Below are 22,589 nucleotides of genomic sequence, written 5' to 3'. Positions count from 1 at the left end.
CGTGGACACCTTTTCCCTTGAGCAGGAGGTGTTCACATGCCGAGACATCGGCCGCCCTATCCGGCGAAGTTTCGTAGGCAGATCGTCGATCTGGTTCGGTCGGGTCGCACACCCGAGGAGCTGTCGCGGGAGTTCGAGCCGACCGCCCAGGCGATCTGGAACTGGGTACGTCAGGCTGACCGTGATGGCGGCGTGCGTCGAGACGAGGGTCTGCCTTCGTCCGAGCGGGAGGAGCTGAGCCGGCTCCGGCGCGAGAACCGCCAGTTGCGGCAGGAGCGCGACATTCTGGCAAAGGCGGCAGCCTGGTTCGCGCGGGAGACCGGCACGATCCCGTCCGGATCTTCCAGTTCATGAGCGCGCACCAGGCCGTCTTCCCGATCGCCGCCATGGCGCGCGTGCTCGGCGTCTCGCGAGCCGGTTATTACGCTTGGCTGGAGCGCGAGCCCTCGTCTAGATCCCGTGCCGACGCGCTGCTGCTGAGGCGCATCCGGACAGCCCACGCGGTCTCACGAGGCACGTACGGGGCTCCGCGGATCCACGCCGAGCTGAAGGCCGACAACGAGGCCGTGGGACGAAAGCGGATCGCCCGGCTGATGCGGGAAGCCGCTCTCACCGGGGTCAGCCGGCGGCGCGGTCCGGTGACGACCCGTCGTGATCGAGAGGCCCGGCGGGCTCCGGACCTGGTCGACCGCAACTTCACGGCCGACGCTCCGAACCGGATCTGGGTCGCTGACATCACCTTCGTGCCGACGCTCGCCGGCTTCCTCTACCTCGCCGTCGTTCTGGATGCCTGGAGCCGCCGGATCGTCGGCTGGGCCATGGCGAACCACCTTCGGACCGAGCTGGTGCTGGACGCCTTCGAGATGGCGCTCGGCCAACGCCGGCCGACGGACGTCGTCCACCACTCCGACCAGGGCAGCCAGTACACCTCGCTCGCCTTCGGAGGGCGCTGCCGTGAAGCCGGCGTCCGGCCCTCGATGGGCTCGGTCGGCGATGCCTACGACAACGCCATGTGCGAGAGCTTCTTCGCCACCCTCAAATGCGAGCTCCTCGCCCGCCGCCGCTTTGCCTTGCAGGCAGAAGCCCGCATGGCGCTCTTCAGCTACATCGAGGGCTGGCACAACCCGGGCCGGCGGCACTCGGCCTTGGGCTACCTCTCCCCGATTGCTTACGAGATGAAGATGACATTCGAGAGCTGAGACCCAACCCCGTCACTGTCCACGAAAACGGGGCAACTCCAATTCCAATCGTCCTGTCGCACGAACCGCCTGGATGACTAGGATGGTTGCGACAGCGACGCCGACGATGATTCCGAACCGCGCGGCGGACATGGTGAACCCAACTCGCGTAACGGCGCCCGGCAACTCCCGGTTCCGCATCAGGCGGCGCTCGACACGACCATCTTCAGTCCGCTTCATGAGATTCTCTGTTGGTAGCGTACGAGCCTTCGCGTCTCAGCGAGCTTGACTAATCGGTCCGTCGAGACAAGGAGACGAAAATCGTCTCACGCCGGAGTAAGCGCCATGGCAGAAGCCGAAGCCAGTATCTCTTCCGGTGAGCTGGTGGAACTCGCGGCGGTGATCGTCAGAGCCTACGTTGGAAACGACACCGTACCTTCAGCCGATCTGCCGAGGATCATCACAGATGTGCACGGGGCGCTCACTAAGCTCTATCAGGTGACGGACTTTACGCCGGAAAAGCTGGCTCCGGCCGTTTCGATCCGGAAGTCGATCAGTCCCGATTTCCTGATCAGCCTCGAGGACGGGCGCCACTACAAGTCGCTGAAGCGCAATCTCTCAGGTCACGGCCTCACGCCCGAGCAGTACCGCGAGAAGTGGGGCCTGCCGAGGGACTACCCAATGGTCGCACCGAACTACGCCAAGAAGCGCTCTGAGCTCGCCAAAGCTCTCGGCCTTGGCCGTAAGCGTGAGCCCGAGCCGGTGAAGCCGAAGCGTGCTGGCCGAGGGACGGGCGCCTAGCCAATACAACGGGCGTGGCGGACGGAGCGCTGCCCGGCGCTAGGCAGGCGCCTTGTGCTTCTGCCAAGCTACTGAAGCTAGAACTCCGTCCTCATCCTTCTCGAATTCGACTAGCGCTAGAGTCTCACGTTGGTCCGCTCGGAAGCCGAAGGCGAACCACTTTCCAATTGCGCCACTCGCCTCGAAGCCGTCCAGCCAGAGGTGAAGGTGATGTATTGCATCCGCCCCCGGGGCCACTCGGAAAGGCACGGCCGGGCCGTTTCGTTCCTGATCAACTTCGATCGTCACGGGGCAACTAACCCCGGCGTGGGTCCCGTGTTCCGTGCGCCGACCTGGAAGCGGCTCGCGGCGAAACCCTCCGTGTTGGAGATCAGGCCCTGGTCGAGCAGATGGACGACGGGGCAAAGCTCTTCGCTGGAATCGCGCGATCAAGCGAGATCGCTGACGAAAGCGGGCGGCCGGTTTCCGTTGTGACTTACTCCGAGGCAGCGGAGGCCGTCGGCGATCAGTCCCGGTAGTCGATCCCCGGTCGGGCGCCGGTTCATCCGCGGTCGCCGTCCCGGTTCACGATGCACCAAGATAGCGGACGATGGGCGGGCTCCTACTGGCCTTCCGGCGTACCCTTTGAGCGGCTCCGATTGGGGCACTGCAGCCGGCGCTGCCGATCGCGTGTCGATGGTCGCCCGCCCGGGGTCCTCGTCGGAGTCGCGGACACGAAGAGCGCCGCCTTCGGTGAACCGGCCGTTGTAGTCGAGCACCTGCGCGAGATCCGTCAGAATACGGAGGGGTGGCCGACACCCTCCAGCGCATGGAGCGTCAGCGGCTCATCGACAGCGCCCGCCGCGAGCCCCGCTCACATATCCCGGCCGCTCCTGCGGGTCTAGTGCCGGCTATAGGTCAGCGGCGGCTTCGGGCAGGAACGCCTCAACGATCGATGGTGGGCGTACGGTCGACATCATTCGGCACGGTACACCTCCAAATCAAGCTCGCGGCAGAGCCGGCCGCCGCCGGGCTGGCGGGCGGAAGATGGGATGTTCGAAAAGGCGCGGGCGAGCGATCAGCCTTGAAGCCACCGAGGGACGACCGAGGCGCCCATTGTCACCATCGTAGCTCCCATCGTTTGCGACAAGTCGCCGAGCACCAGGACGCGGTTCGGCCTGACGCAAGCACGAGCTCTCTCGAGGATCGGCCCGGCCACCTCAAAGTACCGGGCGAGGGAGCGTTCGCTTTCGTGCGTCTCGACCGCGAAGACCTCTGACGAGCCTGCGCTGTCGCGGTAGAAGTCGAACACCACCGGTATGCTGTTCTGGCTCACGCAATCGGCAAGCTCCCGCATGGTAGACTCGAACTCTGTGTCCTTGCCCGCCACGAGTTCGAGATCGAGATAGACCTGTACTACTTCTCGCATGTTTCGCTCCGAGTGATGACCGGCTTGCGATTCCGGGACGCGCTGCGCCGGCTTCGATCAGCTCCTCAGCCTTCGGCTCATCGCTTCCGCCAGCATGATCGTCGTCAGATTGGTAGGCGCCGACACGATGTCCGGCATGATCGAGGCATCGACGACGTGGATGCCGCCGAGCCCGCGAACGGCCCCGCTCGCGTCGACGACCGCGGCCGGGTCGCCTTCGCGACCCATCGGGACGCTCGAAGTCGGATGTGAGTAACCGTCCACCTCCGCAATGATTGCGCGGTCCAGCGCGCCGTCATCCTCCACCCCGGGCCCGGGCGTCATCTCAAAAGCAACCGCATCGCTGAGCGGCGCGGTTCGACCGATGCGGCGGGCCAGGCGCACCGCCTCCTTCATTCGCCTGAGGTCGCTGGAATCGGCGAAGAAGTTGAACCGGATCAGCGGCATCGTGCGCGGGTCGCGGCTCGCGAGGCGGATAGACCCGTTCGACCTCGGCCGGGTGACCGAGCAGGCGAGCACGATGGCGCCTCGCGTCGGGCTCTGCGCCGGATCGAAAATGTGTGTTCCCGAGATTTGGAGGTCGAGCTCGCCCGGCGCCGCTTCGGCGGAGCCGGTCCAGACGATCGCCCCCGCGACGGGGTCCATCGCGGCCGCCCCAGACTTGAGAGCATAGACGTTGTAGTAGAACGGGTGCTCCTTCAGCCGCTCGCCGACCGGGAGGTCCGCCAGGACCTTGATGCCGAGCGCCTCCAGTTGGGCGGCCGGTCCGATCCCTGAGCGCATCAGGATCGCGGGGCTGCCGTAGGTGCCGGCCGAGAGCACGACCTGACCCGCCGCCACGACCTCACCGCCGACGAGGCGGAGGCCGGTGGCGCGCCGGCTGTCGAACTGCACGCTGTCGACCTCGGCCCGCCCCCGGATCGTGAGGTTCGGACGGCGACGAACCTCCTCGGTCAAATAGGCCATCGCGGTGTTGATCCGCCGACCGTCGACGACGTTCAGCGGATAGGGTGACACCCCGTCCTGCTCGGCGCCATTGAAGTCATATACGCGCGGGAGGCCGACCGACTCCGCTGCCTCCACAAAGGCGCGCATCGAAGGCGTAATCTCCTCCATCGTGCGCTGCCGGACCGGAAATGGTCCGCTCCGGCCGTGCCACGCGTCGTCACCCGTCGGCGTGTTCTCCATTGCCTTGAACACCGGGAGAACATCGTCCCAGGTCCAGCCTTCGATGCCCATCGCGGTCCAGTGCGCGAAATCCGCCGCACGGGCCCGCATCGCGACGGCGGCGTTCACGCCCGAGCTGCCGCCCAGCACCTTGCCGCGGATCGCCCGGACATCGTGGCCCAAGCCGAGCCGGTCCTCCGTGCGATAGCCCCAATCATGCGCATCGTCGCCCCCGACGCGGTTCGCGTTGGCAATGACGTCGGGAAATGCGGAGGGAGCGTAGGTCTCGCCCGCCTCGAGCAGCAGAACACGCCGGGTCGCGTCCGCGCTGAGCCGGTTCGCGAGCACTGCGCCTGCGGCTCCGCCGCCGGCGATGGCGACGTCAAAGCGGGGAGCGTTGGTCGTGTCGGCCATGGTCAGGCCTCCACCTGCGCGCGGACGAGGACTTGCTGGTCCGCCTTCATGGCGCGCCGGATGAAAGCAGCGGCGCGGTCGAGCGCGAGGCGGCTCGTGGCGAGGGCGGCGACGTCGAGCTGGAATGCGTGGTGCATCCCGGCATAGATCTCGAGTTCGACCTCTACGCCGGCCTCGTGGGCGCGGTCGGCATACTGCCGCGCGTCGTCGAGCAGGCGCTCGTCGGTGCCGACCTGGATGAGGATTGGCGGCAGCCCGGACACGTCCCCGAGCAGGGGTGAAGCGAGGGGGTGGCATGGGCTCATGGAGCCGACGTATTTGCGCGCGCAGTCCTGCAGGTACTCGTAGGCGATCAGGGGATCGCTTACGGCGGGGTCGCGCATAGATGCGCCCGTGAAGGCGAGGTCCGCCCAGGGAGAGAACACGACGCCGGCGCGCGGTCGCCGGGAGCGATTGCCGAGCTGGGCCAGGGTCACTAGGGCGAGGCCGCCGCCGGCCGAGTCGCCGACGACCGCAACCCGGTCGAAGCCCTGTGCGCCGATCCATTCGTAGGCGGCGGCGGCCGCGTCGGGGGCGGCCGGCAAGGTCGCCTCGGGAGCGAGCGGGTAGTCGATGACGAGCGCCGGGATGCCGGCCCGGCCGACGATCTGGCTGACAAACCCGCGATAAGCGCGTGCCGATCCCTGCACGTAGCCGCCGCCGTGGAGGAAGAGGATCGCCTCACCCGGCTCCGACCGCTCGGGCAGCATCCACCAGCCGTCGACGCCCGGGCAGTTGACCGCCCGCTCCGCTACGCCACCGGCGCGGGGGCAGGCGGCGATAAAGGTGTCGTAGATGTCCCTCGGCGCGCCGACAGCGTCTCCCCAGAAGGCCGCGATCCTGTCCCGCAGGGCGAACTCCCGGATCTTCTCGGCAAGCTCCATGCGAATGGTAGGCGTAGCGATTCCGGGGCGGATGCGAGGGCTGGCTTCCGTCATCTTGCGCTTTCGCTCCTCACTCATGCTCGGCCGATTGCCGCGGTGCGGCGCAGAGGTGTCCGGTTTCCGGACAGGGCCTTGGCGCCCCGAGCACCGGCTATCTAACCAGCGAGTGAGCTTCCCGGAAGGCATGCGACAGAAACGTAGCGTTCAATGAGTTGGACATTGTCTAGATTAGAGTCAATATAATTATGGTAGCGATCGACAACCATGCTACCTAGAGGAGCATTGTCTTACATAACCGGCGTGTCAATGCGGGTTATGACGCCGACAATCTGAGATCATAATCAAAGCAAATGGGAGACAACGACCAAGGATATGAATTGAGATCCAATATACTGAACGAAGCGTTCAGGATCGGGTGCTTCATCGGCGGTCGATCACCGGGTACGAGGTAGGTCATCAGCCGGGCGACCCCGGCGTAAGCCTCGACGAAACCCCGATCGTCCAGCCCGGAACGAGGAGCATACATGACCACGCGGTACGAGAAGCTGACGGCGCAGAACGCGGCGGTTATTCTTGTCGATCATCAGGTCGGCCTGATGACCGGCGTGAGGGATATCTCGATCGCCGAGCTCAAGCACAACGTCGTGGCGCTCGCGAAATCCGCGAAGGTCCTCGGCGTCCCGGTCGTCGTCGTCACGACGGCGCGCGACAGCCTGTGGGGACCCACGATCCCTGAACTCGTGGACGCGCTTCCAGAGGTCGAGATCCTCGATCGTTCCACCGTGAACGCCTACGACGACGCGCGCGTAGCCGCCGCAGTCGAAGCTACCGGCCGCAAGAAGCTGATCTTCGCCGGCATCTCGCTCGAAGTCTGCGCGGCCTTCCCGGCCATGACGGCGGTTGCTCGCGGCCTGGACGCGTATGTCGCGGTCGATGCGTGCGGAACGTTCAGCCACGCCAAGCGCGAGACCGGGCTCCTCCGGATGCTGCGCGCCGGCGTGACGGTGTCCGATTACGCCACGCTCATGGTCGAGATCCTCGCCGATAACGGTCGGCCGGAGGCCGGCGCCGTCTACGGCGCGCTGGATATGCCCTGGGCGACGCTCGTCGGCCAGGTCTCGAGCGCGCTGCGCCGGTAGGTCTACGCGAGTTCCGCCGTTCCGCTCCGTCGAAGGAGGGCGTGATTGTGGTCGCAGCCCTCACGGAAGACGCCGGTCGACGGCCGTGGTCCAGTCGCGTGGCCGCCGTCGCACGAGCGATGCCGGCGAGCTATTTCGGCATGGTGCTCGGACTCGCCGGCCTCGGGAACGCCTGGCACGCGGCCGTTCCGGCCTGGCAGCTTCCGGCCCTGACGGCGGAGGTGATTTATCTCTTCGCCGGCCTCGTCTGGGCCGGGCTCATCGCCCTCTACCTAGTGAAGGCGCTGGCCGCGCCGCAGACGCTCGCGGCGGAAGCAGCGCATCCGGTGCATTGCTGCTTCATCGGCCTCGCCGGCGTCGCGACGATGCTGATCGCCGGAGCGCTGGTCCCGCATGCGCGGCCGCTCGCCTGGGCGCTGTACGCGATCGGGTTCTTCTTCACGGTCGGGTTCGCGGTCTGGCGCACGGGCGGCCTCTGGCAGGGCTCGCGCCACCCGGACACCACGACGCCTGTGCTCTACCTGCCGACCGTCGCCGGCAGCTTCGTCGCGGCGACCGTCGCGGCGCGACTCGGACATCCCGATATCGGGCAGCTTGCCTTCGGCGCCGGGATGTTCTCCTGGCTCGCGATAGAGTCGGTTCTGCTGCATCGCCTGCTCACGAGCCCGGCGCTGGCGGTCGAGCTGCGCCCCACGCTCGGCATCCAGCTCGCCCCGGCCCCGGTGGGAGCCGTCGCGTATCTCGCCGTCGGAACCGGCGCGCCCGACGTGTTCGCCCACGCGATCATCGGCTACGGCCTGCTTCAGCTCCTCGTTCTGTCCCGGCTCGCGTTGCGGCTCGCGGAAGCAGGGGCGGTGGCAGGCTTGTGGGCCTTCAGCTTCGGCCTGACCGCGCTCGCGACGGCGCCGGCGATCCTCGTCGCCCGCGGCGAGACGGGAGCCCTCGCCGCACTCGCGGTCCTGCTGTTCGCGGTCGCGAACCTCGCGGTCGGCGGCCTCTCCTTCATGACGCTGAAACTCGCGGCGAACGCTCGACGGCTGCTGCCGTCCACACCGCCCGCCGCAAGGACGGATCTTTCAGCGAGGACCACGCGATGACGGAGCAGAACGATACGGTGGCCGCCGGCGCCGCGCGCCGGGGTGCATCCCGCCGCGCCTTCGTGTCGGCTTCCGCAGGGCTGGCCGGCGGCCTCGTCGCGGGCCGTGCCGCAGCGGCCTCGCTCGCGGACGTCCCGCCACGCGGGCCGGGCGATCCGCTCGGCGCGCGCAGCGAGCGCTCGCAGCACGTGGCGCTCGCGCGGATACCCGAGGCCGGGCCCGGCATCCGCAACGTCGATTGGAGCCAGGCGATCAATTCCAAGACGCCGCTCGACAAGCTCGTGGGCACCATCACGCCGTCGGATCTGCACTATGAGCGCAGCCACTCGGGCGTGCCCGATCTCGACCCTGCGCAGCACCGACTGCTCGTCCACGGTAGCGTGAAGAAGCCGCTGGTCTTCAGCGTGGCCGACCTCGAGCGCATGCCGTCGGTGTCGCGCGTGGCCTTCATCGAATGCACCGGCAACGGGTGGGAGAACTGGAATTCGGCGGATCCGACGCTCACGGTCCAGAACACGCATGGGCTCGTCAGCACGAATGAGTGGACAGGCGTTCCGCTCAGCTTCCTGATCGGCCTCGTCGGCGTGGATCCGTCCGCACACTGGATGCTCGCGGAGGGCGGCGATGGCGCCGGCGTCGACCGCAGCATTCCGCTGACGGACGAGATCCTTCAGGAGGCGTTCGTCGCCTACGGGCAGAATGGCGAGCCGCTCCGGCCCGCGCACGGCTACCCGATGCGGCTGATCCTGCCGGGGCTCGAAGGCAACTTGCACATCAAGTGGTTGCGGCGCCTCCAATTCGGCGATCGGCCCTGGATGACGCGCTGGGAAACCGCCCGCTACACGCAGCTCCGTCCGGACGGCAAGGCGACGCAGTTCCAGCTTCGGATGGAGGCGAACTCCGTCATCACCTCGCCCTCCGGCATGATGGAGATCAAGCCCGGCGCGCATCGGATCACGGGACTCGCTTGGAGCGGGCACGGCAAAGTCGCGAAGGTCGAGGTCTCGACCGACGGGGCGCGGAGTTGGACCGAGGCGGAACTCTCTGGACCGGCGCTGCCGAAGGCGCAGACCCGCTTCCAGATCGCGTGGGAGTGGGACGGGCAGCCCACAAAGATCGTGAGCCGGGCGACGGACCAGCGCGGCAACGTCCAGCCCGACCGGCGCTCGTTCATCGCCGCGACGGGGACGAACGCCCTGTTCCACTGCAACGCGCAGCAAACCTGGAACGTCGACAAGGCCGGGAGGGTCACGAATGTTCTCGATCAAGGGGGCGACGCTTGTCGCCGGCATCGCGGCCGCATCGGCTGTCCCGGTTCAGGCTGAAGAGTTCGGCCGTCCCGCGACGCCCGCCGACATCGCGGCATGGGATATCGCCGTGAAGCCCGACGGCGCCGGGTTGCCGCCGGGCCGTGGCACCGTCGTCATGGGGCGGGAGGTCTTCGAGAACAATTGCGCGGCCTGCCACGGCCCTACCGGCGGCGGTGGGCTCGGCGACCGCCTCGTCGGCGGGCAGCGCACGCTCGCGACCGCGACACCCGTGAAGACCGTCGGCAGCTTCTGGCCGTACGCGACGACCTTGTTCGACTACGTCCGCCGGGCCATGCCCTACCAGGCGCCCGGGACGCTCAGCAACGACGAGACCTACGCCGTCGTCGCCTACACCCTGTCCCTGAACGGCATTCTGCCCCCGAGCGGAGCGCTCGACCGCAACAGCCTGCCGAAGGTGCAGATGCCCAACCGCGACGGGTTCGTGGCGGATCCGCATTTCGACCCGGCGACGCTGTTCAAGGGCAAGTGAGGACGCGCGATCGCGATCGGGCATCCGGGCCGATCGCCGATCGGCAGACAGGCACGGAAAGGGGATGCACATGGCCGCTGACGGATTGATCACGCTGCGCAGCAGTTTCGACGCAGGCGAAACGATGGCTCGCCTGGAGGCTGCCGTCCGGGCGGCGGGGATGACCGTGTTCGCGCGGGTCGATCACGCCGCCGGCGCCGCGCAAATCGGCGCGCCGCTGCGGCCGACCGATCTCCTCATCTTCGGCGCGGCAATGGCCGGAACGCCTCTGATGCAGGCCGTGCAGACGATCGGCATCGACCTGCCGCTCAAGGCGCTGGTCTGGGCGGACGAGGACGGCGCGACGCACCTTTCCTACAACGATCCTGCCTGGCTCGCGACCCGTCACGGGCTCGGCGAGGCCGGGAAGCCGATCGCCGCCAAGATGGCGGGCGCGCTGGACGATCTCGCCGCTCGGGCCACGACCGAGATCCGGACGTAGAGCGTCGAAACGTCTTCGCTGAACTTCAATCAATGACCGTGGAAGCAGGAAGGAGAGGCACATGAGAAGCTCGACTAGCGTCATTATCGGCGTGCTGGCCGCGACGATGTCGTTGGGCCAGCCGACCGTCGCCGGAGCGGCGCCGGGCGAGCCGGCCTACCGGCTCTGGCGGGGCGATCCCAAGCTGCAGAGTCACGGCGTCGACATCGACCGGATGATCGCCGATTTCGTGCGAAAGAACGATTTGCCCGGCATCGCCATGGCGATCGTGCAGGCTCCCTACATTCCGCGCTCGGCCGGCTACGGCGTGACGGACCGGCAACGCGACGAGCTGGCGTCGACGAAGACGATGTGGAGCGTCGGGCCGCTGACCCAGGCGTTCACCGCGGTGGCGATCATGCAGCTGAAGGAGGCCGGGAAGCTCGCGATCGACGACCCGGCGGAGAAACATCTTCCAAATCTGCCGCCGGCGTGGCGCACGGTGACGATCAAGGAACTGATGCAGCACGCCTCCGGCATCCCGGATTTCCGCGGCGCCGGCTACGACGCCGCGAAGCGCTGCGCACCCGGGCAGTTGGTCGACCTCGTCCGCGCGGCGCCGCTCCAGTTCGAAGCGGGCACGGACGTGCGCCTGAGCGCGACCAATTTCGTCCTCCTCGGCCTTATTATCGAGCGGGCGAGCGGCATGTCATACGAGGATCACATCACCCGTCATCAGATCGAGCCGCTCCGCCTCGAGAGCACGATGTTCTTCCGTGACTTCTCGAAGAAGTCGTTCCTCGACCGGCCCGCGAAGCCGGGCTTCAATCAGCACAGCAAGTTCCACACGGAGGTGCCGTTTATCAACCCGGTGGAGCCGGCGGTTGGCTACGTCGAGAGCGGCGGTAAGCTGACGCCGATCGCTCCAGATGCGACCGCCAACCTCTACGCCTACGGCGGCCTGTGGTCCTCCGCGCAAGACATCAGCGCCTGGGACATCGCTCTCGCGGGCGCGGTGCTGGTGAAGGACGAAGCCGATCGGGACTTCATCTACAAGCCGACGCGCCTCGCCAACGGTAGGATCGTGCCGGCCATGGCGGGCTGGGAATTCACCCCGCACGGCTTCATGGAAGTGAAGGGCAACGGGCCGGGGTTCAGCGCCTACTTGAGCCGCTTCACGGCGGCGGACGAACTCGTCTGCGTCACGCTCCTGACGAACAAGGAGGGTGTCGACCTGACGGAGCTCGCTCGGGCGATCGCCGACGCGTACAATCGCGGCCTCGGCGCCGGAGCCGATCCGTCCGTGCTCCTGACGCAGGAGAGCAAGTTCGGCGTCGCCGAAACGGTACAGCGCCTCAAGGCCGAGCTCGCGGCCCAGAACGTGCCGGTCTTCGCCACATTCGACCATGCCCAGAACGCGAGCGAGGCGGGCCTCCCGTTGCGGCCCACCTCCGTGGTCGTGTTCGGCAATCCGAAGGTTGGCACCAAGCTGATGCAGGAGCGCCAAGCCGCCGCGATCGATCTGCCCCTGCGCGTCTCGGTTTGGCAGGACGACCGCAACCGGGTCTGGGTCGGCCGCCAGAACATGGACGCGCTCGGGACCACCTACGGCATCGAGGACACCGCGACGCTTGCCGCGATCGACAAGCTCCTCGCCAGGCTGGTCGCCAAGTCCGCCAACGTCTACGCCTACTGACGGAGCCGCCGCATGACCTTTCCCAAGACCTCCAAGGTGGGGCGCCCTGCGCGGGCTCGGCCAGGGCTCGCGCTCTCCGTCGCCGCCGCACTGCCCGCGTTCGCCGGCGCGGCCCCCGCTCCGGCGCTCTCCGGCCAGGGTGCGCTGGCCGGCCTCACCCGCACCCCTCGCGACGCTTCCCCGCCGGCGAGGCTTCGACACCGTGCCGCTGATCGTGACCCAGAAGCAGTTCTGGGACCACGAGGCCGCGGACGCGCTCCTCGCCTACGGCGCCGAGCGCCAGATGTGGGAAGCGACGGCGCTCGCCGGCGGCTGGGTCGGCCTGATACGAGAATCCCTGAAGTCCCAGGTGTTCACCTTCGGCCACGAGGATTTCCTCGCGGTCTCGGCCACCCACGGCCCTGCGCACTTCGCCCTGTTCGATCAGGCAGCGTGGGACAGGTACAATCTGGCGCCGAGAACCGCAGGCAAGTTCGCCAGCAACACACTTATCGCCGAGCGTCCCGAAGTCTCACCGCTCGACGACCTGCAGGATGTGAACGGCTTCTACGAACCGAACAACTCGACCCTCCCGGCCCTGCAGAATCGTGGGATGGTGTTCGTTGCCTGCCACCTCCATCCACGCGATCTCTCGTGGTCTCGCCGACAGCCCGGAGCTCCGAGGACGGCCGGCTGATGCGACCGCCGCGGACCTGACCAACAGCCTCATCCCGGGCGCGGTCCTCGTCCCTAGCGTCGTGACGTTTGTGGCTGAGCTGCAGCTCGCCGGCTACTCCTACACGAAAGGCTAGACGGACGGCCCTCACGGCCTCGGACCTCCGAACAGCGGTCCGAGGCTGGCTGCGCCGACTAGAACTGCACGATCCTGGGCATCTCGGCCGCGAGGTGGTCGAGAAAGGCCCGAACCGAGGGCAGCAGGCCCCGCCGATGGGGCAAGAGCGCCGTGATGGTGGACTCGCCGGCCTGCCAGTCCGGCAGGACGCGTTGTAGGTTGCCACGGAGCACCGCGTCGCGGCAGATGTAGCCGGGCAGCGCCACGATCCCGAGGCCGGCGGCTGCGGCCTGCTGGAGCCCGATCATGTCGTCGCTCAAGAGCCGGGGTGTCAGCCGCATGGCGATCTCGTTCTGCGGCTCGGCCACGTGACGGAGCTGCCAGATCGGATCGACGCCGACCCGCATCATGAACAGCGAGGGATGGTTCTCGAGATCGCGCGGATTCTCCGGCGCGCCGTTCCTCTCGAGATATCCCGCGCCCGCAAACAGGTACCAGGGCGCGGGCGCGAGCGTGCGCCGTACGAGGTTAGAGTCGGGCAGCTGTTTCGTGTGGGCGCGGACCGCAATGTCATAGTTCTCGCCCACGATGTCGACGGCTCGATCCGTCGCGTGCGCGGTGACGTTCACCTTCGGGTTTCGGACCAGGAAGTCGGCGATAATGCCGGCCATGGCGCACTGCATCGTCGCGACGCCAGCGGTGCATCGTACGGTTCCAGTCGGCTCGCTGAGAAGCTGCCGCACACTCATCTCCGCTCGCTCCGCTTGGCGCACCGTCGCCACGGCGTGGTGATAGAAATCCTGGCCTGCATCGGTCATCCCGAACCGTCGGGATGTTCGGTTCAGCAGCCGTACGCCGAGTTCTTCCTCCAGTTGCTGGATACGATGGCTCAGCGTCGACTTCGGCATGTGAAGTTCATGCCCGGCCGCAGTGAAGCCCCCTCGATCAACCACCTGAACGAACAAGAATAGGTTATTCAAATCGAGCATTCACTGCTCCTATCGTTCAATCGATCGGACGCTACGTTTCAAGACAGCCGTCTTTCGTCGAGCCGATCAGTAACTTATTTTCTTTGCGTGACCAAGCGACACGCGTTTGTCTACCCGCGCGGCCAACAAGTGTGGTCTCGCCCTATCGTGGCGATTTGCCGTCGCGCTGCAGCGCGGGCCAGGCGACGGGGTTGCCAGTGAAGCTTGATCTCATGCATCCGGCACATGGCGGCATTGGCCGGCTCACAGCCTTGCTGACGGCAGCCGGGGTCGCGCTGCTGATCTTCGCCGTCGACACGCTCGTTCCCTTCGAGTTCGCGGTGGCCGTGCTCTACGTCCTCGTGGTGGTGATCGCAGCGATGCTGCGCGAGCCCAGGACGGTCGTCGCGGTCGCCGCCTTGTGCGGGGTGCTCACGATCGTCAGCTGGCTCGTCGTTCACCGGTTCATGATACCGGATACGGCGACGCTGAGGGCCGGCGTCAGCCTGGCAGCGATAGTCGCAACGTCGGCGCTCTGCCTTCGGAACATCGCCATCCAGGAGCAGGTGCTGACGGTCGAGCGGCAGCGCGCCAACTTCGCGCGGTACTTCCCGTCTGACCTTGTCGACGACTTGACCGAACTCGACGTTCCGCTTTCCCTCGCGCGCAGGATCGACGCGACGGTGATGTTCGCGGACGTCATCGGGTTCACGGCGATGGCGTGCAAGCTGCAGCCCGAAGACGTCATCACTCTGCTGCGGGAACTCCACGCCGTCCTCAGCCACGGTATCTTCGCGAACCGCGGAACGATCGACAAGTTTCTCGGCGACGGCGTGATCGCAGTGTTCGGAGCATCGAACTGCGACGAGCCGAACGCAACGAACGCGGTGCGCGCCTCGTTCGACATCCTGCGAGCGGTCGAAGTCTGGAACGGGGAACGGCGGAGGAGCGGCAAGCCGGACGTGACGGTCGCGGTCGGCCTTCATTTCGGCGCCGTCATCTTGGGCAACGTCGGCAGCGAGAGGCGCCTGGAGCTGACCGTGCTGGGAGACACGGTCAACCTCGCGAATCGCATCGAGGCGTACTGTCGCGACCTCGGCGTCGATCTGCTCATGACGGAGGCGGTCGTCGCGGCTATAGAACGCGAACGCTCGACGGCGGTGCTGGAGCATCTCACTGAACTGGGGATGCACCAGCTGCGGGGCTTCGGCGTGCCGGTACGGCTCTTCGGCTATCGGAAGGGCGAACCCTCCCTCCGCCCTGCGGGCCGGCACGCCGCCGAAGTCATCGGACCCGTCGACGGTCGCGGGCCCGACTGCGAGCCAGGGAGGCCGCAAGCCGCCGGCGACGGTGCCGGATCCGGGCGACCCGACGCTCATCAAGTCAAGCTGACTGAGTTTCCCCCCGGCCCGCGCCCGCGTCTGCGAGACGCAGGTGGCGCGTTGGGCCTCCGGTCGTAGTCTCACGAGGAGTGCGACATGGCCGAGAGCGACGACACGGTGATGTTCGCGACGGAGAGCCTGCGTCTCGTCGAGAGGACGCCCGCTACGACCGTTCTGCGAGGCTCGAGCCGTCATCTCGGATGGAAGACGATCCTGGTCGACGACCTGGAGACGCACGGGACCGAGGAGCAGATCTGGGACGGATACTCCACGCCGGACGTCAAGATCACCGTCAGCCTGTCGGGGGCGTTCGATCTCTTGGCCCTGATCAATGGCCACTGGTCCAACGCGGTCATCTGCGCCAACTGCGTCAACGTGATCGGGAGCTGCGAGTCGGTCCGGATCCGCTGGCGCGATCGCAACAAGAACGCGAGCTTCCGCGTCGCCTCCGCCTGCCTCCCACGAGGCTGATGGAGGAGGCTGCAGATCTCTACAGCCCGGGACAGAAGCTCGAACACCGCATTCCGACGTCTCTCGTCTTAAGCGAAAGCGCCATCTCGGGCACCGTAATCGCGATACTGGAGGCGGCCGCTCGGTGTGCCTGCCACCTCTATGCTGAGTAGGGCGCTCGCTGGCTCGCGTCTCACCTCGTCCACGCATATGGCCGTCCGTTCGATCCCACGGAGGACAACCGGCACGTCGGGCATATCGGCGATACCCGAGTCGCCCGGGCAATCGAGTACGTCCGCGTAAACCTTGCCGCGCCGATGACGATCACCGAGCTGGCAAGGGTCGCGAACGTGAGCCCTTTCCACTTCTGCCGACTCTTCAGCTCGGCCGTCGGCATGGCGCCCCACCGCCATCTCGAGGACCGCAGGATGAAGCTGGCGGAAGCGTTGCTCCGCACGACCAACGTCGCGTTGACCGAGGTCGCCTTCATGTGCGGATACACTTAGGCGAACGCCTTCTCGGTCGTGTTTCGGCGACTTCACCAAGCGAACCCGACGGCTTACCGGCGCGCCGCTCAGGCGTAGAACGCGTGCAACTATCCTCCCGCGCGATTCGCCGACCTCTCCGGGGCGGGGCGCGTAGGCTGCCGCGGTCGACCCACTGCGCTGTGTACCGATTGAACTCGGCGGACAGCCGCATCGAGTGTTCCACCAGCGCACGCGTGTAGGGAAGCCTATGTCATCGTAGTGCTTCAACAGAGCGGGGATCGGCTCGGAGGCGTCTCGGTCCATCAACAACTTTGGCAGGATGGCGGCATCGCCGTGTAGACACCGTGGGTCGGGCTCAGGAGCCCGACGACGCTCGACGAGAAGTTGACGATCGCGCCTCCGTCGCGCAGCCGTTGCGCCGCGGGCCCACGCCATTGAAAAGGCCCTTGAGGTTGAGGGCGATCTGGCGATCGAACATCGCGTGGTCCGTTTCCCGATCAGCGATAGCTTCACAATGCGTGCATTGTTGACCAGCACGTCCACGCTCCCGAAGGTCTCCTCGGCGACGTCGAACAGCTGCGCGAAGTCGTCCGGCTTGCTGATGTCGGCTCGAACCGGGATGGCCGAGCGGCCGGCTGCGATGATCGCGGCAACGACGTCCGCGGCTTCAGCCGCCCCTCCCGCGTAGTTCACGACGACGGACGATCCCTCCACGGCCAAGCGTCTCGCGATCGCGGCACCGATGCCGCGCGACGAGCCGGTCACGATCGCCGCTCTCTTCTAGATCGACATGCATATCTCCGGCTTCGATACACGTGAGCTAATGCTGTCGCGGCGCTCGGAACATCCTCGGTCGGTCGATCCGCAGACTTAGGGAGCAGATGCGCAAAAATGCGTCGTCGGATTGCTTCCGCTCTGACGCCTGCGCGCCGCGTCTCATCATCGTTCCGCGATAGGGATGCTGTGTTCGCATCGAGCTCCTTTGGACACCGATCAGGAACACGATCTCTAGGCGCCCGGATCTGCCGAACGGCGATGCCGGGTCACGTCGCGTTCCGACGGTCGTCCCTTGTCGGCGCTCCACGGAGGCGATGCGTCGTAGGTGCCGTCCGCAGGGATCTGGGCTGCGGATGTCGGATGAGGACTTGAGATGCAGAAAATCATCGCGGCCCTCATCGGCCTCTTCTCGGCGTCCTGTGCGGAATCGGTGAGCGCCCAGGATGTGACCGTCACGCTCCTCAAGAAGTTTCAGACGACGGTCGCCGGCCAGACCATCGTCGCGCCCAGCGGACCGGTTGAGATCAGCGTCGCCACCTATGTGATCTTGCCGGGCGCGACGCTCCCTAAGCACCACCACGATTATCTGCGGTTCGGCTACGTGCTGTCCGGATCGCTGACGGTCACCAACGCCGCTACCGGGACCGCGCACACCTTCGGCCGGGGCGAGTTCATCGTGGAGGCGATCGGCCTCCCGCACTTCGCCGTAAATCCCGGTCCGGACACGGTTCGATTGCTGTTGATCGACGAAGCCCCCGCCGACCGGGCCACGGTCGTCTTAGACGAGTGATCGGCGTCCGTCGCGCGCTGAGGATCTCAGTCGCGGAATCGTCCGGTCAGAGCGACCAAGTGTGCTTCGCCCCCTGGTTGTCTGGCGTTGATCCCGTCATCGCTCAAAGGACAAACAGAAATCGCAGGAGCGTGAGTGAGTCCAAGGTAGTGTTACACGCGAGACGGCCAATCTGGATCCGGAGCATCGATAGCCCAAGCTGCCTGTACTCAGTGTCTGCTGTACTGCATCGCTCCACCTTAAGCAGTCCTTCTGCTGTCGGCCAGAACTCGCCGCCCGAGAAGCGCTTGAGGCAAAACGCGAACGGCAGCCACTCGGCTAGGCAGGACAGGGGGCACGCGCCACCAAGTGTCAGTCCGGTAGGCCGGCCAGTCGCAATGTTTTGGCGTATGTCTGGGCCATGCTCTCGAGTGGCATCGGGATACGCGACAGAAATCCGGAAACTGTGAGTTCTGGCTCTATCGCCAGCAGCTCCGTTACAGCACCACGCGCACGATCGAGATTGCCGAGTTTTACGTGTGCGACCACGATGACGCGCAACGCCACGGCGAAGCGCCGATTGAGCGCGAGCGCCTGTTCTGCAAGGCGCAGCGCGCTCGGGTAATCTTCTTCGACGAGCGACGCGAGCGCCTGGACGCCGAAAGTCAGCCAGCCGCGGGGATCGCGCGGATTGAGGACGTGAGCGCGAGCCACCATGGAGCGCCCATCGGTCACATTGCCGCACATGATCTCGATCCAACCCGCAAATGTGAGTGCCATCGCGGAGTTGGGATTGAGGAGCAACGAGCGGGCGAACAGGTCGCGAGCTTTCTGTCCCTCGGATCGTCCCATCGCCCAGATCGCGAAGGCGGCCATCCAGGCGATCTGTGCATCGTCGGGTGCGATCTCCACGGCCCGCCAAGCAAGCTGGACTGCGCTCGCGCGGTCGGCCTCGTTCTGCCTTGCCCAACCCTGGAAGTCGCATTGTGCACGGCAGTAGGCCAGCGACGCCATGGCCGGTGCGTATGCCTGATCAATCGCGAGGGCCTGCGCCAGACAGTCGAGCGCCGCGACCATGCTGCTCGCCGTGAACTCGGAGATGAGCGCATTGGCGCGGAGCAACAGGTCATAGGCGTCCACCTGCGGTCGGATCTCACGCCCGTGATGCCTGGCCTCCGCCAGCTGAAGGGTCGGTTCGATCGCGGCAGCGACGCGTTCAGCAACCTGTTCCTGCAAGGCGATCGCATCGGCCAGGTCGCCGTCGAACTTCTCCGACCAGAGATGAGCGCCCGCTGCCGTCTCGATAAGGTGGCCAGTGATGCGGACTCGATCTCGGCTGCGCCTGACACTTCCCTCGAGCAGGTACCCGACGCCGAGCTCCTGCCCGATCTGCCGCACGTCAACCGCGCGACCCTTGTATGTGAACGAGGAATTCCTGGCGACAACGAGCAACCCGCTGCTGCGAGACAGGGCGGTGATGATCTCGTCTGCCATGCCGTCGGCGAAGTAATCCTGCTCTGGATCGCCGCTCATGTTGGTGAAAGGGAGCACCGCAATTCCGGGTAGCCTCTGTTCTGGGCGCAGGCTCATTGGGGCGGATGATTCGGAACTCTTGGGTCGCTCAGGCTTCCGATCGGCGGCCTCAAGCACCTTGCCGACGAACCGAACACCCTTGCGAGGGATGGTTCGGATCAAGCGTTGTTCGGCGCCCGTATCGCCGATGGCTGTCCGCGCCGCGTTGAGGCGGCTGCCTATGGTAGCTTCCGAGACGATGCGACCGTTCCAGACCGCTTCCAGCAGCTCGTCACGGCTCACCACGCGGTCCCGCGCCTCGATCAGCACAAGGAGGAGGTCGAAGACCTGCGGCTCAACTGCGATGAGGTCGGTGTTCCTCCTCAACTCGCGGCGCGCGACGTCCAGGTGGAGGTCTTCGAACTGGTAGATCACGGGCGGGCCGATAAGGGTGCAGGCAGGTGCGCGGCTGGCCTGCCGCAAAAATCATGATCGCCTGAAAGTCAAATGAAAGGCAGCTCAAAGCGCGGCTCGTCGCGAAGGTGCAAGACTCTTTCAGTCAGGCACGAGCGAGACCGACATGCAGAACGAGATCATCGATAAAGGGCGGCGCCGCTTTCTCGGAGTCGCCGCGGGAGCGATCGCCGCGGCTGAGTTGGGCCTTCCGACACTCGCTCAGGCGCAAGCGCCAAGCAGCAACAGGAGCGGCGCGGACTTCGGCACGCCGAAGCAGATCGAGGCCGGTGTGCTGAATATCGGCTATGTCGAGGCCGGGCCAAACGACGGGCCGGTCGCCCTCCTTCTGCATGGCTGGCCTTATGACATCCATAGCTTCACCGAGGTCGTGCCGCTTCTGGTTGCCGCGGGCTACCGGGTGATCGTGCCGCACCTGCGCGGCTACGGGTCGACCCGGTTTCTGGCAAGCGATGCCGTTCGCAACGGCCAGCAATCCGCGCTCGCGGTCGACGTCATCGACCTCATGGATGCACTTGGCATTCGGCGGGCCGTTCTCGCGGGCTTCGACTGGGGAGCTCGGACCGCATGTATCGTCGCGGCACTCTGGCCGGAGCGATGCAGGGCTCTGGTGTCCGTCAGCGGCTATCTCATCGGAAATCAGGAGGCTGGGAAGATGCCGCTGCCACCCCGAGCCGAGCTCTCCTGGTGGTATCAATTCTATTTCGCCACCAGCCGTGGCAGAGCCGGCTACGAGGCAAACCGGAAAGAATTCGCACGGCTGATCTGGCAGACAGCCTCGCCGGAATGGCGTTTCAGCGACGAAGCGTTCGAACGCAGCGCCCGCTCATTCGACAACCCCGATCACGTCAGCATCGTGATCCACAACTATCGCTGGCGCCTCGGCCTCGCCGATGGTGAGAGACGATACGACGCCCTGGAGCAGAGCTTGGCTAAAGCTCCGATCATCGGCGTACCGACGATCACAATGGAGGGCGATGCGAATGGCGCCCCGCATCCAGCGCCGGCCTCCTATGCCAGGCAGTTTGGCGCGCGCTACGAGCATCGGCTGATCACGGGAGGTATCGGTCACAACCTGCCACAAGAAGCACCCCAGGACTTCGCCCGAGCAGTCATCGATGTCGATGCCGTCTGAAGGCGAGGATCTGGCAGGAGCGCGCCTATGAAAAACCGTCGCCGATTTATCGCAGACATGCTCGCCAGCGGTCTCGTTGCAGCCGCGGTGCCAGCCAGCGTGCAGGCGTCGTCTGCCGCTCCGGAGTTCGTGGGCATCGACCAATGGCTGAATGCGCCAGCGCCGCTGACGGTTGCCGGCTTACGGGGCCGTGTCGCGCTGGTCGACTTCTGGACGTATTCCTGCATCAACTGCCGTCGCACCGTTCCGTACCTGAACCGCTGGCAAGCGGAATACGGCGCTCACGGCTTCCAGGTGGTCGGAATACACACACCTGAGTTCGGGTTCGAGCGCAGCCGGACGAATGTCGATGTCGCCACGCGCAGGCTCGGGATCGAATTCCCGGTCGGACAGGACAACCACCGGCTGACGTGGCAGGCCTGGGGAAATCGAGCGTGGCCCGCGTTCTACCTCCTGGACCGGAGTGGGCGCATCGTGCTGATGCGAGAAGGGGAGGGGCACGCCCGAGAGCTGGAGAGCTCCATCCGCGCGCTACTCGGCGTGCCGCCCTCAAGTCCCAGGCCAGGCGACGATACAGATCTGTCCCGAGTCGGCAGCCTGGAGATCTACTTCGGCGATCACCAATCCAGTCGGCAGGATCGAACGCAGGAGCCGCGTTCAGGCGAGACGACGTATGTCTTTCCGCCGACCGGACCGCGCTTGAATGAGTATCAACTGGACGGACGATGGGCGCGCGAAGGGGAAGCCTTGGTGTTGCGCTCACCCCGGGGAGCCCTCAAGCTACGCTTTTCCGCGGCGAAGTTGCATCTCGTAGCCGCTTCCGCCGGACCGACAACGCTACTGGTCGCGTCGGATGGCGCTCCGGTGCGGACCGTCGAGATTGGGGAGCCGACGCTCTACACGCTGCTCGACGGCGCGAGCTATGGCGAGCATACGATCACCATCCAGACGGACAGGCCGGGCCTCTCGGTCTTCAGCGCAACGTTCGGATGACCGCCGTGACCACCGTCTTCCGACGCTGCGGCGGGCTCCTGCTTCTCACGCTGATGATCGGCTCAGCCGCGATCGCGGCGGCGATCGACAGGGATGAGCGCCAGAAACCTCGTTCTCCGATCTTCGGGGTCACGATCCCGGAGCTCTATCGTGATTGGCAGCTCATTGCGCCGGCTCTCGAAGGCGAGCCGCTGAACGAACTGAGGACGGTCCTCGGCAACGAGGCCGCGGTGCAAACGTACCGGGCCGGGAAGCTGCCGTTCCCCGACGGAACCATCCTCGTCAAGCTCGCCTGGATGCACGTCCCATCAGCCGAGTTCGAACCGGCCACGGTCCCCGGCTCGCCGACGACCGTGCAGGTGATGGTCAAGGACTCGAAGAGGTATGCGGCGACCGGCGGATGGGGCTTCGGCCGGTTCATCGGCGGCAAGCCCGTTGATGAAGAGCAGCATCGGACCTGCTTTGCCTGTCACGAGGCTCGCGTGAAGGCGCGCGACTACGTCTTCACCCGTTATGCTCAGTGACGCGAGACTAGAGCCGTGCGGTCCCACCGGCCGAAGGCGCGCGTCCAGACCTTGGCCGATCATCACCCGAATTTGGCTTGTCGCTCCCGCCACCGGTGCATCTGCAGGCCTGATCTACGGGCTCGCCTTCGATGTCGATGCCGCGATATCCGCAATAAGAGGCGCATTCATCGGCTGGCCGGTCCTCTTGTATGAGCGCGGCCTTCTGATCCGCCGCTGGCGCAACCTGACGAGCGGGCGGCAACGCCGATCTATGCCGCCG

At 66.2% G+C, this 22,589-nt stretch carries 21 protein-coding genes; 15 read left to right on the top strand and 6 right to left on the bottom strand.

Annotated features, from left to right (window positions below; all coding sequences use genetic code 11):
* The first annotated feature begins 36 nt into the window (after positions 1-36).
* Both ACO2SS_RS25345 and ACO2SS_RS25340 read left to right on the top strand, forming a co-directional pair.
* Positions 37-1,199 (top strand): IS3 family transposase gene (locus ACO2SS_RS25345; RefSeq protein ID WP_423280642.1). Its coding sequence is split into 2 segments (ribosomal slippage): positions 37-298 and positions 298-1,199, totalling 1,164 coding nucleotides; the frame shifts between segments, so codons are not numbered across the junction.
* Positions 1,200-1,523: 324 nt separating this feature from the next.
* Positions 1,524-1,979 (top strand): MucR family transcriptional regulator, encoded by a 456-nt coding sequence (locus tag ACO2SS_RS25340; protein WP_423280640.1) that lies wholly within the window; start codon positions 1,524-1,526, stop codon positions 1,977-1,979.
* A 1,057-nt stretch (positions 1,980-3,036) separates the two neighbouring features.
* Here ACO2SS_RS25340 and ACO2SS_RS25335 read toward each other — a convergent pair.
* Genes ACO2SS_RS25335 through ACO2SS_RS25325 form a run of 3 tightly spaced genes read right to left on the bottom strand, consistent with a single transcriptional unit; the run spans position 3,037 to position 5,945 of the window.
* Positions 3,037-3,387: a hypothetical protein gene (locus ACO2SS_RS25335; protein ID WP_423280639.1), complete on the bottom strand. Its 351-nt coding sequence runs from the start codon at positions 3,385-3,387 to the stop codon at positions 3,037-3,039.
* A 57-nt stretch (positions 3,388-3,444) separates the two neighbouring features.
* A complete protein-coding gene (locus ACO2SS_RS25330) occupies positions 3,445-4,968 on the bottom strand; it encodes a GMC family oxidoreductase (protein WP_423280638.1) in 1,524 nt (507 codons plus the stop codon).
* Positions 4,969-4,970: 2 nt separating this feature from the next.
* The gene (locus tag ACO2SS_RS25325) at positions 4,971-5,945 is read right to left on the bottom strand and encodes an alpha/beta hydrolase (protein ID WP_423280637.1); all 975 of its coding nucleotides are present in this window, start codon (positions 5,943-5,945) and stop codon (positions 4,971-4,973) included.
* 470 nt (positions 5,946-6,415) lie between these two features.
* Here ACO2SS_RS25325 and ACO2SS_RS25320 point away from each other — a divergent pair, with 470 nt between their 5' ends.
* The 7 genes from ACO2SS_RS25320 (at position 6,416) to ACO2SS_RS25290 (ending at position 12,759) form a co-directional block, all read left to right on the top strand.
* Complete coding sequence (locus ACO2SS_RS25320) at positions 6,416-7,030, top strand: isochorismatase family protein (protein WP_423280636.1); 615 nt, start codon at positions 6,416-6,418, stop codon at positions 7,028-7,030.
* 119 nt (positions 7,031-7,149) lie between these two features.
* Entirely contained in the window at positions 7,150-8,127 is a 978-nt protein-coding gene (tehA, locus tag ACO2SS_RS25315; RefSeq protein WP_423280635.1) for a dicarboxylate transporter/tellurite-resistance protein TehA, read from the top strand.
* Positions 8,124-9,452, top strand: a complete 1,329-nt coding sequence (gene soxC, locus ACO2SS_RS25310) for a sulfite dehydrogenase (protein WP_423280634.1) — start codon at positions 8,124-8,126, stop codon at positions 9,450-9,452. Before tehA ends, soxC begins: the two co-directional genes overlap by 4 nt.
* Complete coding sequence (locus tag ACO2SS_RS25305; RefSeq protein WP_423280633.1) at positions 9,382-9,927, top strand: c-type cytochrome; 546 nt, start codon at positions 9,382-9,384, stop codon at positions 9,925-9,927. The genes soxC and ACO2SS_RS25305 overlap by 71 nt, the downstream gene beginning before the upstream one ends.
* 70 nt (positions 9,928-9,997) lie before the next feature.
* Positions 9,998-10,408: a DUF302 domain-containing protein gene (locus ACO2SS_RS25300; RefSeq protein WP_423280632.1), complete on the top strand. Its 411-nt coding sequence runs from the start codon at positions 9,998-10,000 to the stop codon at positions 10,406-10,408.
* 61 nt (positions 10,409-10,469) lie between these two features.
* Positions 10,470-12,083, top strand: a complete 1,614-nt coding sequence (locus ACO2SS_RS25295; protein WP_423280631.1) for a serine hydrolase — start codon at positions 10,470-10,472, stop codon at positions 12,081-12,083.
* Positions 12,084-12,285: 202 nt separating this feature from the next.
* On the top strand, positions 12,286-12,759 hold the full coding sequence (locus ACO2SS_RS25290) for a hypothetical protein (RefSeq protein WP_423280630.1): 474 nt from the start codon (positions 12,286-12,288) through the stop codon (positions 12,757-12,759).
* A 173-nt stretch (positions 12,760-12,932) separates the two neighbouring features.
* On the opposite strand, the gene ACO2SS_RS25285 is transcribed toward ACO2SS_RS25290, so the two are convergent.
* Positions 12,933-13,844 (bottom strand): LysR substrate-binding domain-containing protein, encoded by a 912-nt coding sequence (locus ACO2SS_RS25285; protein ID WP_423280629.1) that lies wholly within the window; start codon positions 13,842-13,844, stop codon positions 12,933-12,935.
* Between the two features lie 197 nt (positions 13,845-14,041).
* Between ACO2SS_RS25285 and ACO2SS_RS25280 the strand changes: the two genes are divergently transcribed.
* Together ACO2SS_RS25280 and ACO2SS_RS25275 are read left to right on the top strand one after the other, a co-directional pair.
* Positions 14,042-15,283 carry an adenylate/guanylate cyclase domain-containing protein gene (locus ACO2SS_RS25280; protein ID WP_423280650.1) on the top strand — a complete coding sequence of 414 codons (1,242 nt, stop codon included), beginning with the start codon at positions 14,042-14,044 and terminating at the stop codon, positions 15,281-15,283.
* Positions 15,284-15,301: 18 nt separating this feature from the next.
* Positions 15,302-15,676 carry a hypothetical protein gene (locus ACO2SS_RS25275; protein WP_423280628.1) on the top strand — a complete coding sequence of 125 codons (375 nt, stop codon included), beginning with the start codon at positions 15,302-15,304 and terminating at the stop codon, positions 15,674-15,676.
* A 68-nt stretch (positions 15,677-15,744) separates the two neighbouring features.
* Here ACO2SS_RS25275 and ACO2SS_RS25270 read toward each other — a convergent pair whose 3' ends face one another.
* Positions 15,745-16,908, bottom strand: a complete 1,164-nt coding sequence (locus tag ACO2SS_RS25270; protein WP_423280627.1) for an SDR family NAD(P)-dependent oxidoreductase — start codon at positions 16,906-16,908, stop codon at positions 15,745-15,747.
* A 385-nt stretch (positions 16,909-17,293) separates the two neighbouring features.
* Here ACO2SS_RS25270 and ACO2SS_RS25265 point away from each other — a divergent pair, with 385 nt between their 5' ends.
* The gene (locus tag ACO2SS_RS25265) at positions 17,294-17,710 is read left to right on the top strand and encodes a cupin domain-containing protein (protein ID WP_423280626.1); all 417 of its coding nucleotides are present in this window, start codon (positions 17,294-17,296) and stop codon (positions 17,708-17,710) included.
* Between the two features lie 351 nt (positions 17,711-18,061).
* On the opposite strand, the gene ACO2SS_RS25260 is transcribed toward ACO2SS_RS25265, so the two are convergent.
* Positions 18,062-19,636 carry a winged helix-turn-helix domain-containing tetratricopeptide repeat protein gene (locus tag ACO2SS_RS25260; protein ID WP_423280625.1) on the bottom strand — a complete coding sequence of 525 codons (1,575 nt, stop codon included), beginning with the start codon at positions 19,634-19,636 and terminating at the stop codon, positions 18,062-18,064.
* A gap of 145 nt (positions 19,637-19,781) precedes the next feature.
* Between ACO2SS_RS25260 and ACO2SS_RS25255 the strand changes: the two genes are divergently transcribed.
* Genes ACO2SS_RS25255 through ACO2SS_RS25245 form a run of 3 tightly spaced genes read left to right on the top strand, consistent with a single transcriptional unit; the run spans position 19,782 to position 22,327 of the window.
* Positions 19,782-20,810, top strand: coding sequence for an alpha/beta fold hydrolase (locus ACO2SS_RS25255; protein WP_423280624.1), 1,029 nt, complete (start codon positions 19,782-19,784; stop codon positions 20,808-20,810).
* A 27-nt stretch (positions 20,811-20,837) separates the two neighbouring features.
* Positions 20,838-21,803, top strand: a complete 966-nt coding sequence (locus ACO2SS_RS25250) for a redoxin family protein (protein WP_423280623.1) — start codon at positions 20,838-20,840, stop codon at positions 21,801-21,803.
* 53 nt (positions 21,804-21,856) lie between these two features.
* On the top strand, positions 21,857-22,327 hold the full coding sequence (locus tag ACO2SS_RS25245) for a cytochrome P460 family protein (RefSeq protein ID WP_423280649.1): 471 nt from the start codon (positions 21,857-21,859) through the stop codon (positions 22,325-22,327).
* The last annotated feature ends 262 nt before the right edge of the window (positions 22,328-22,589 follow it).

It is taken from the genome of Enterovirga sp. CN4-39, assembly GCF_049446235.1.
Taxonomy (GTDB): Bacteria; Pseudomonadota; Alphaproteobacteria; order Rhizobiales; family Beijerinckiaceae; genus Enterovirga.
This window is presented reverse-complemented; position numbering and strand designations above follow the sequence as displayed.

Bases quoted from the DNA above. Each gene is read 5' to 3' on its own strand.
- ACO2SS_RS25340 (WP_423280640.1), top strand. From the start codon at position 1,524: ATGGCAGAAGCCGAAGCCAGTATCTCTTCCGGTGAGCTGGTGGAACTC.
- ACO2SS_RS25335 (WP_423280639.1), bottom strand. From the start codon at position 3,387: ATGCGAGAAGTAGTACAGGTCTATCTCGATCTCGAACTCGTGGCGGGC.
- ACO2SS_RS25330 (WP_423280638.1), bottom strand. From the start codon at position 4,968: ATGGCCGACACGACCAACGCTCCCCGCTTTGACGTCGCCATCGCCGGC.
- ACO2SS_RS25325 (WP_423280637.1), bottom strand. From the start codon at position 5,945: ATGACGGAAGCCAGCCCTCGCATCCGCCCCGGAATCGCTACGCCTACC.
- ACO2SS_RS25320 (WP_423280636.1), top strand. From the start codon at position 6,416: ATGACCACGCGGTACGAGAAGCTGACGGCGCAGAACGCGGCGGTTATT.
- tehA (WP_423280635.1), top strand. From the start codon at position 7,150: ATGCCGGCGAGCTATTTCGGCATGGTGCTCGGACTCGCCGGCCTCGGG.
- soxC (WP_423280634.1), top strand. From the start codon at position 8,124: ATGACGGAGCAGAACGATACGGTGGCCGCCGGCGCCGCGCGCCGGGGT.
- ACO2SS_RS25305 (WP_423280633.1), top strand. From the start codon at position 9,382: ATGTTCTCGATCAAGGGGGCGACGCTTGTCGCCGGCATCGCGGCCGCA.
- ACO2SS_RS25300 (WP_423280632.1), top strand. From the start codon at position 9,998: ATGGCCGCTGACGGATTGATCACGCTGCGCAGCAGTTTCGACGCAGGC.
- ACO2SS_RS25295 (WP_423280631.1), top strand. From the start codon at position 10,470: ATGAGAAGCTCGACTAGCGTCATTATCGGCGTGCTGGCCGCGACGATG.
- ACO2SS_RS25285 (WP_423280629.1), bottom strand. From the start codon at position 13,844: ATGCTCGATTTGAATAACCTATTCTTGTTCGTTCAGGTGGTTGATCGA.
- ACO2SS_RS25275 (WP_423280628.1), top strand. From the start codon at position 15,302: ATGGCCGAGAGCGACGACACGGTGATGTTCGCGACGGAGAGCCTGCGT.
- ACO2SS_RS25265 (WP_423280626.1), top strand. From the start codon at position 17,294: ATGCAGAAAATCATCGCGGCCCTCATCGGCCTCTTCTCGGCGTCCTGT.
- ACO2SS_RS25255 (WP_423280624.1), top strand. From the start codon at position 19,782: ATGCAGAACGAGATCATCGATAAAGGGCGGCGCCGCTTTCTCGGAGTC.
- ACO2SS_RS25250 (WP_423280623.1), top strand. From the start codon at position 20,838: ATGAAAAACCGTCGCCGATTTATCGCAGACATGCTCGCCAGCGGTCTC.
- ACO2SS_RS25245 (WP_423280649.1), top strand. From the start codon at position 21,857: ATGATCGGCTCAGCCGCGATCGCGGCGGCGATCGACAGGGATGAGCGC.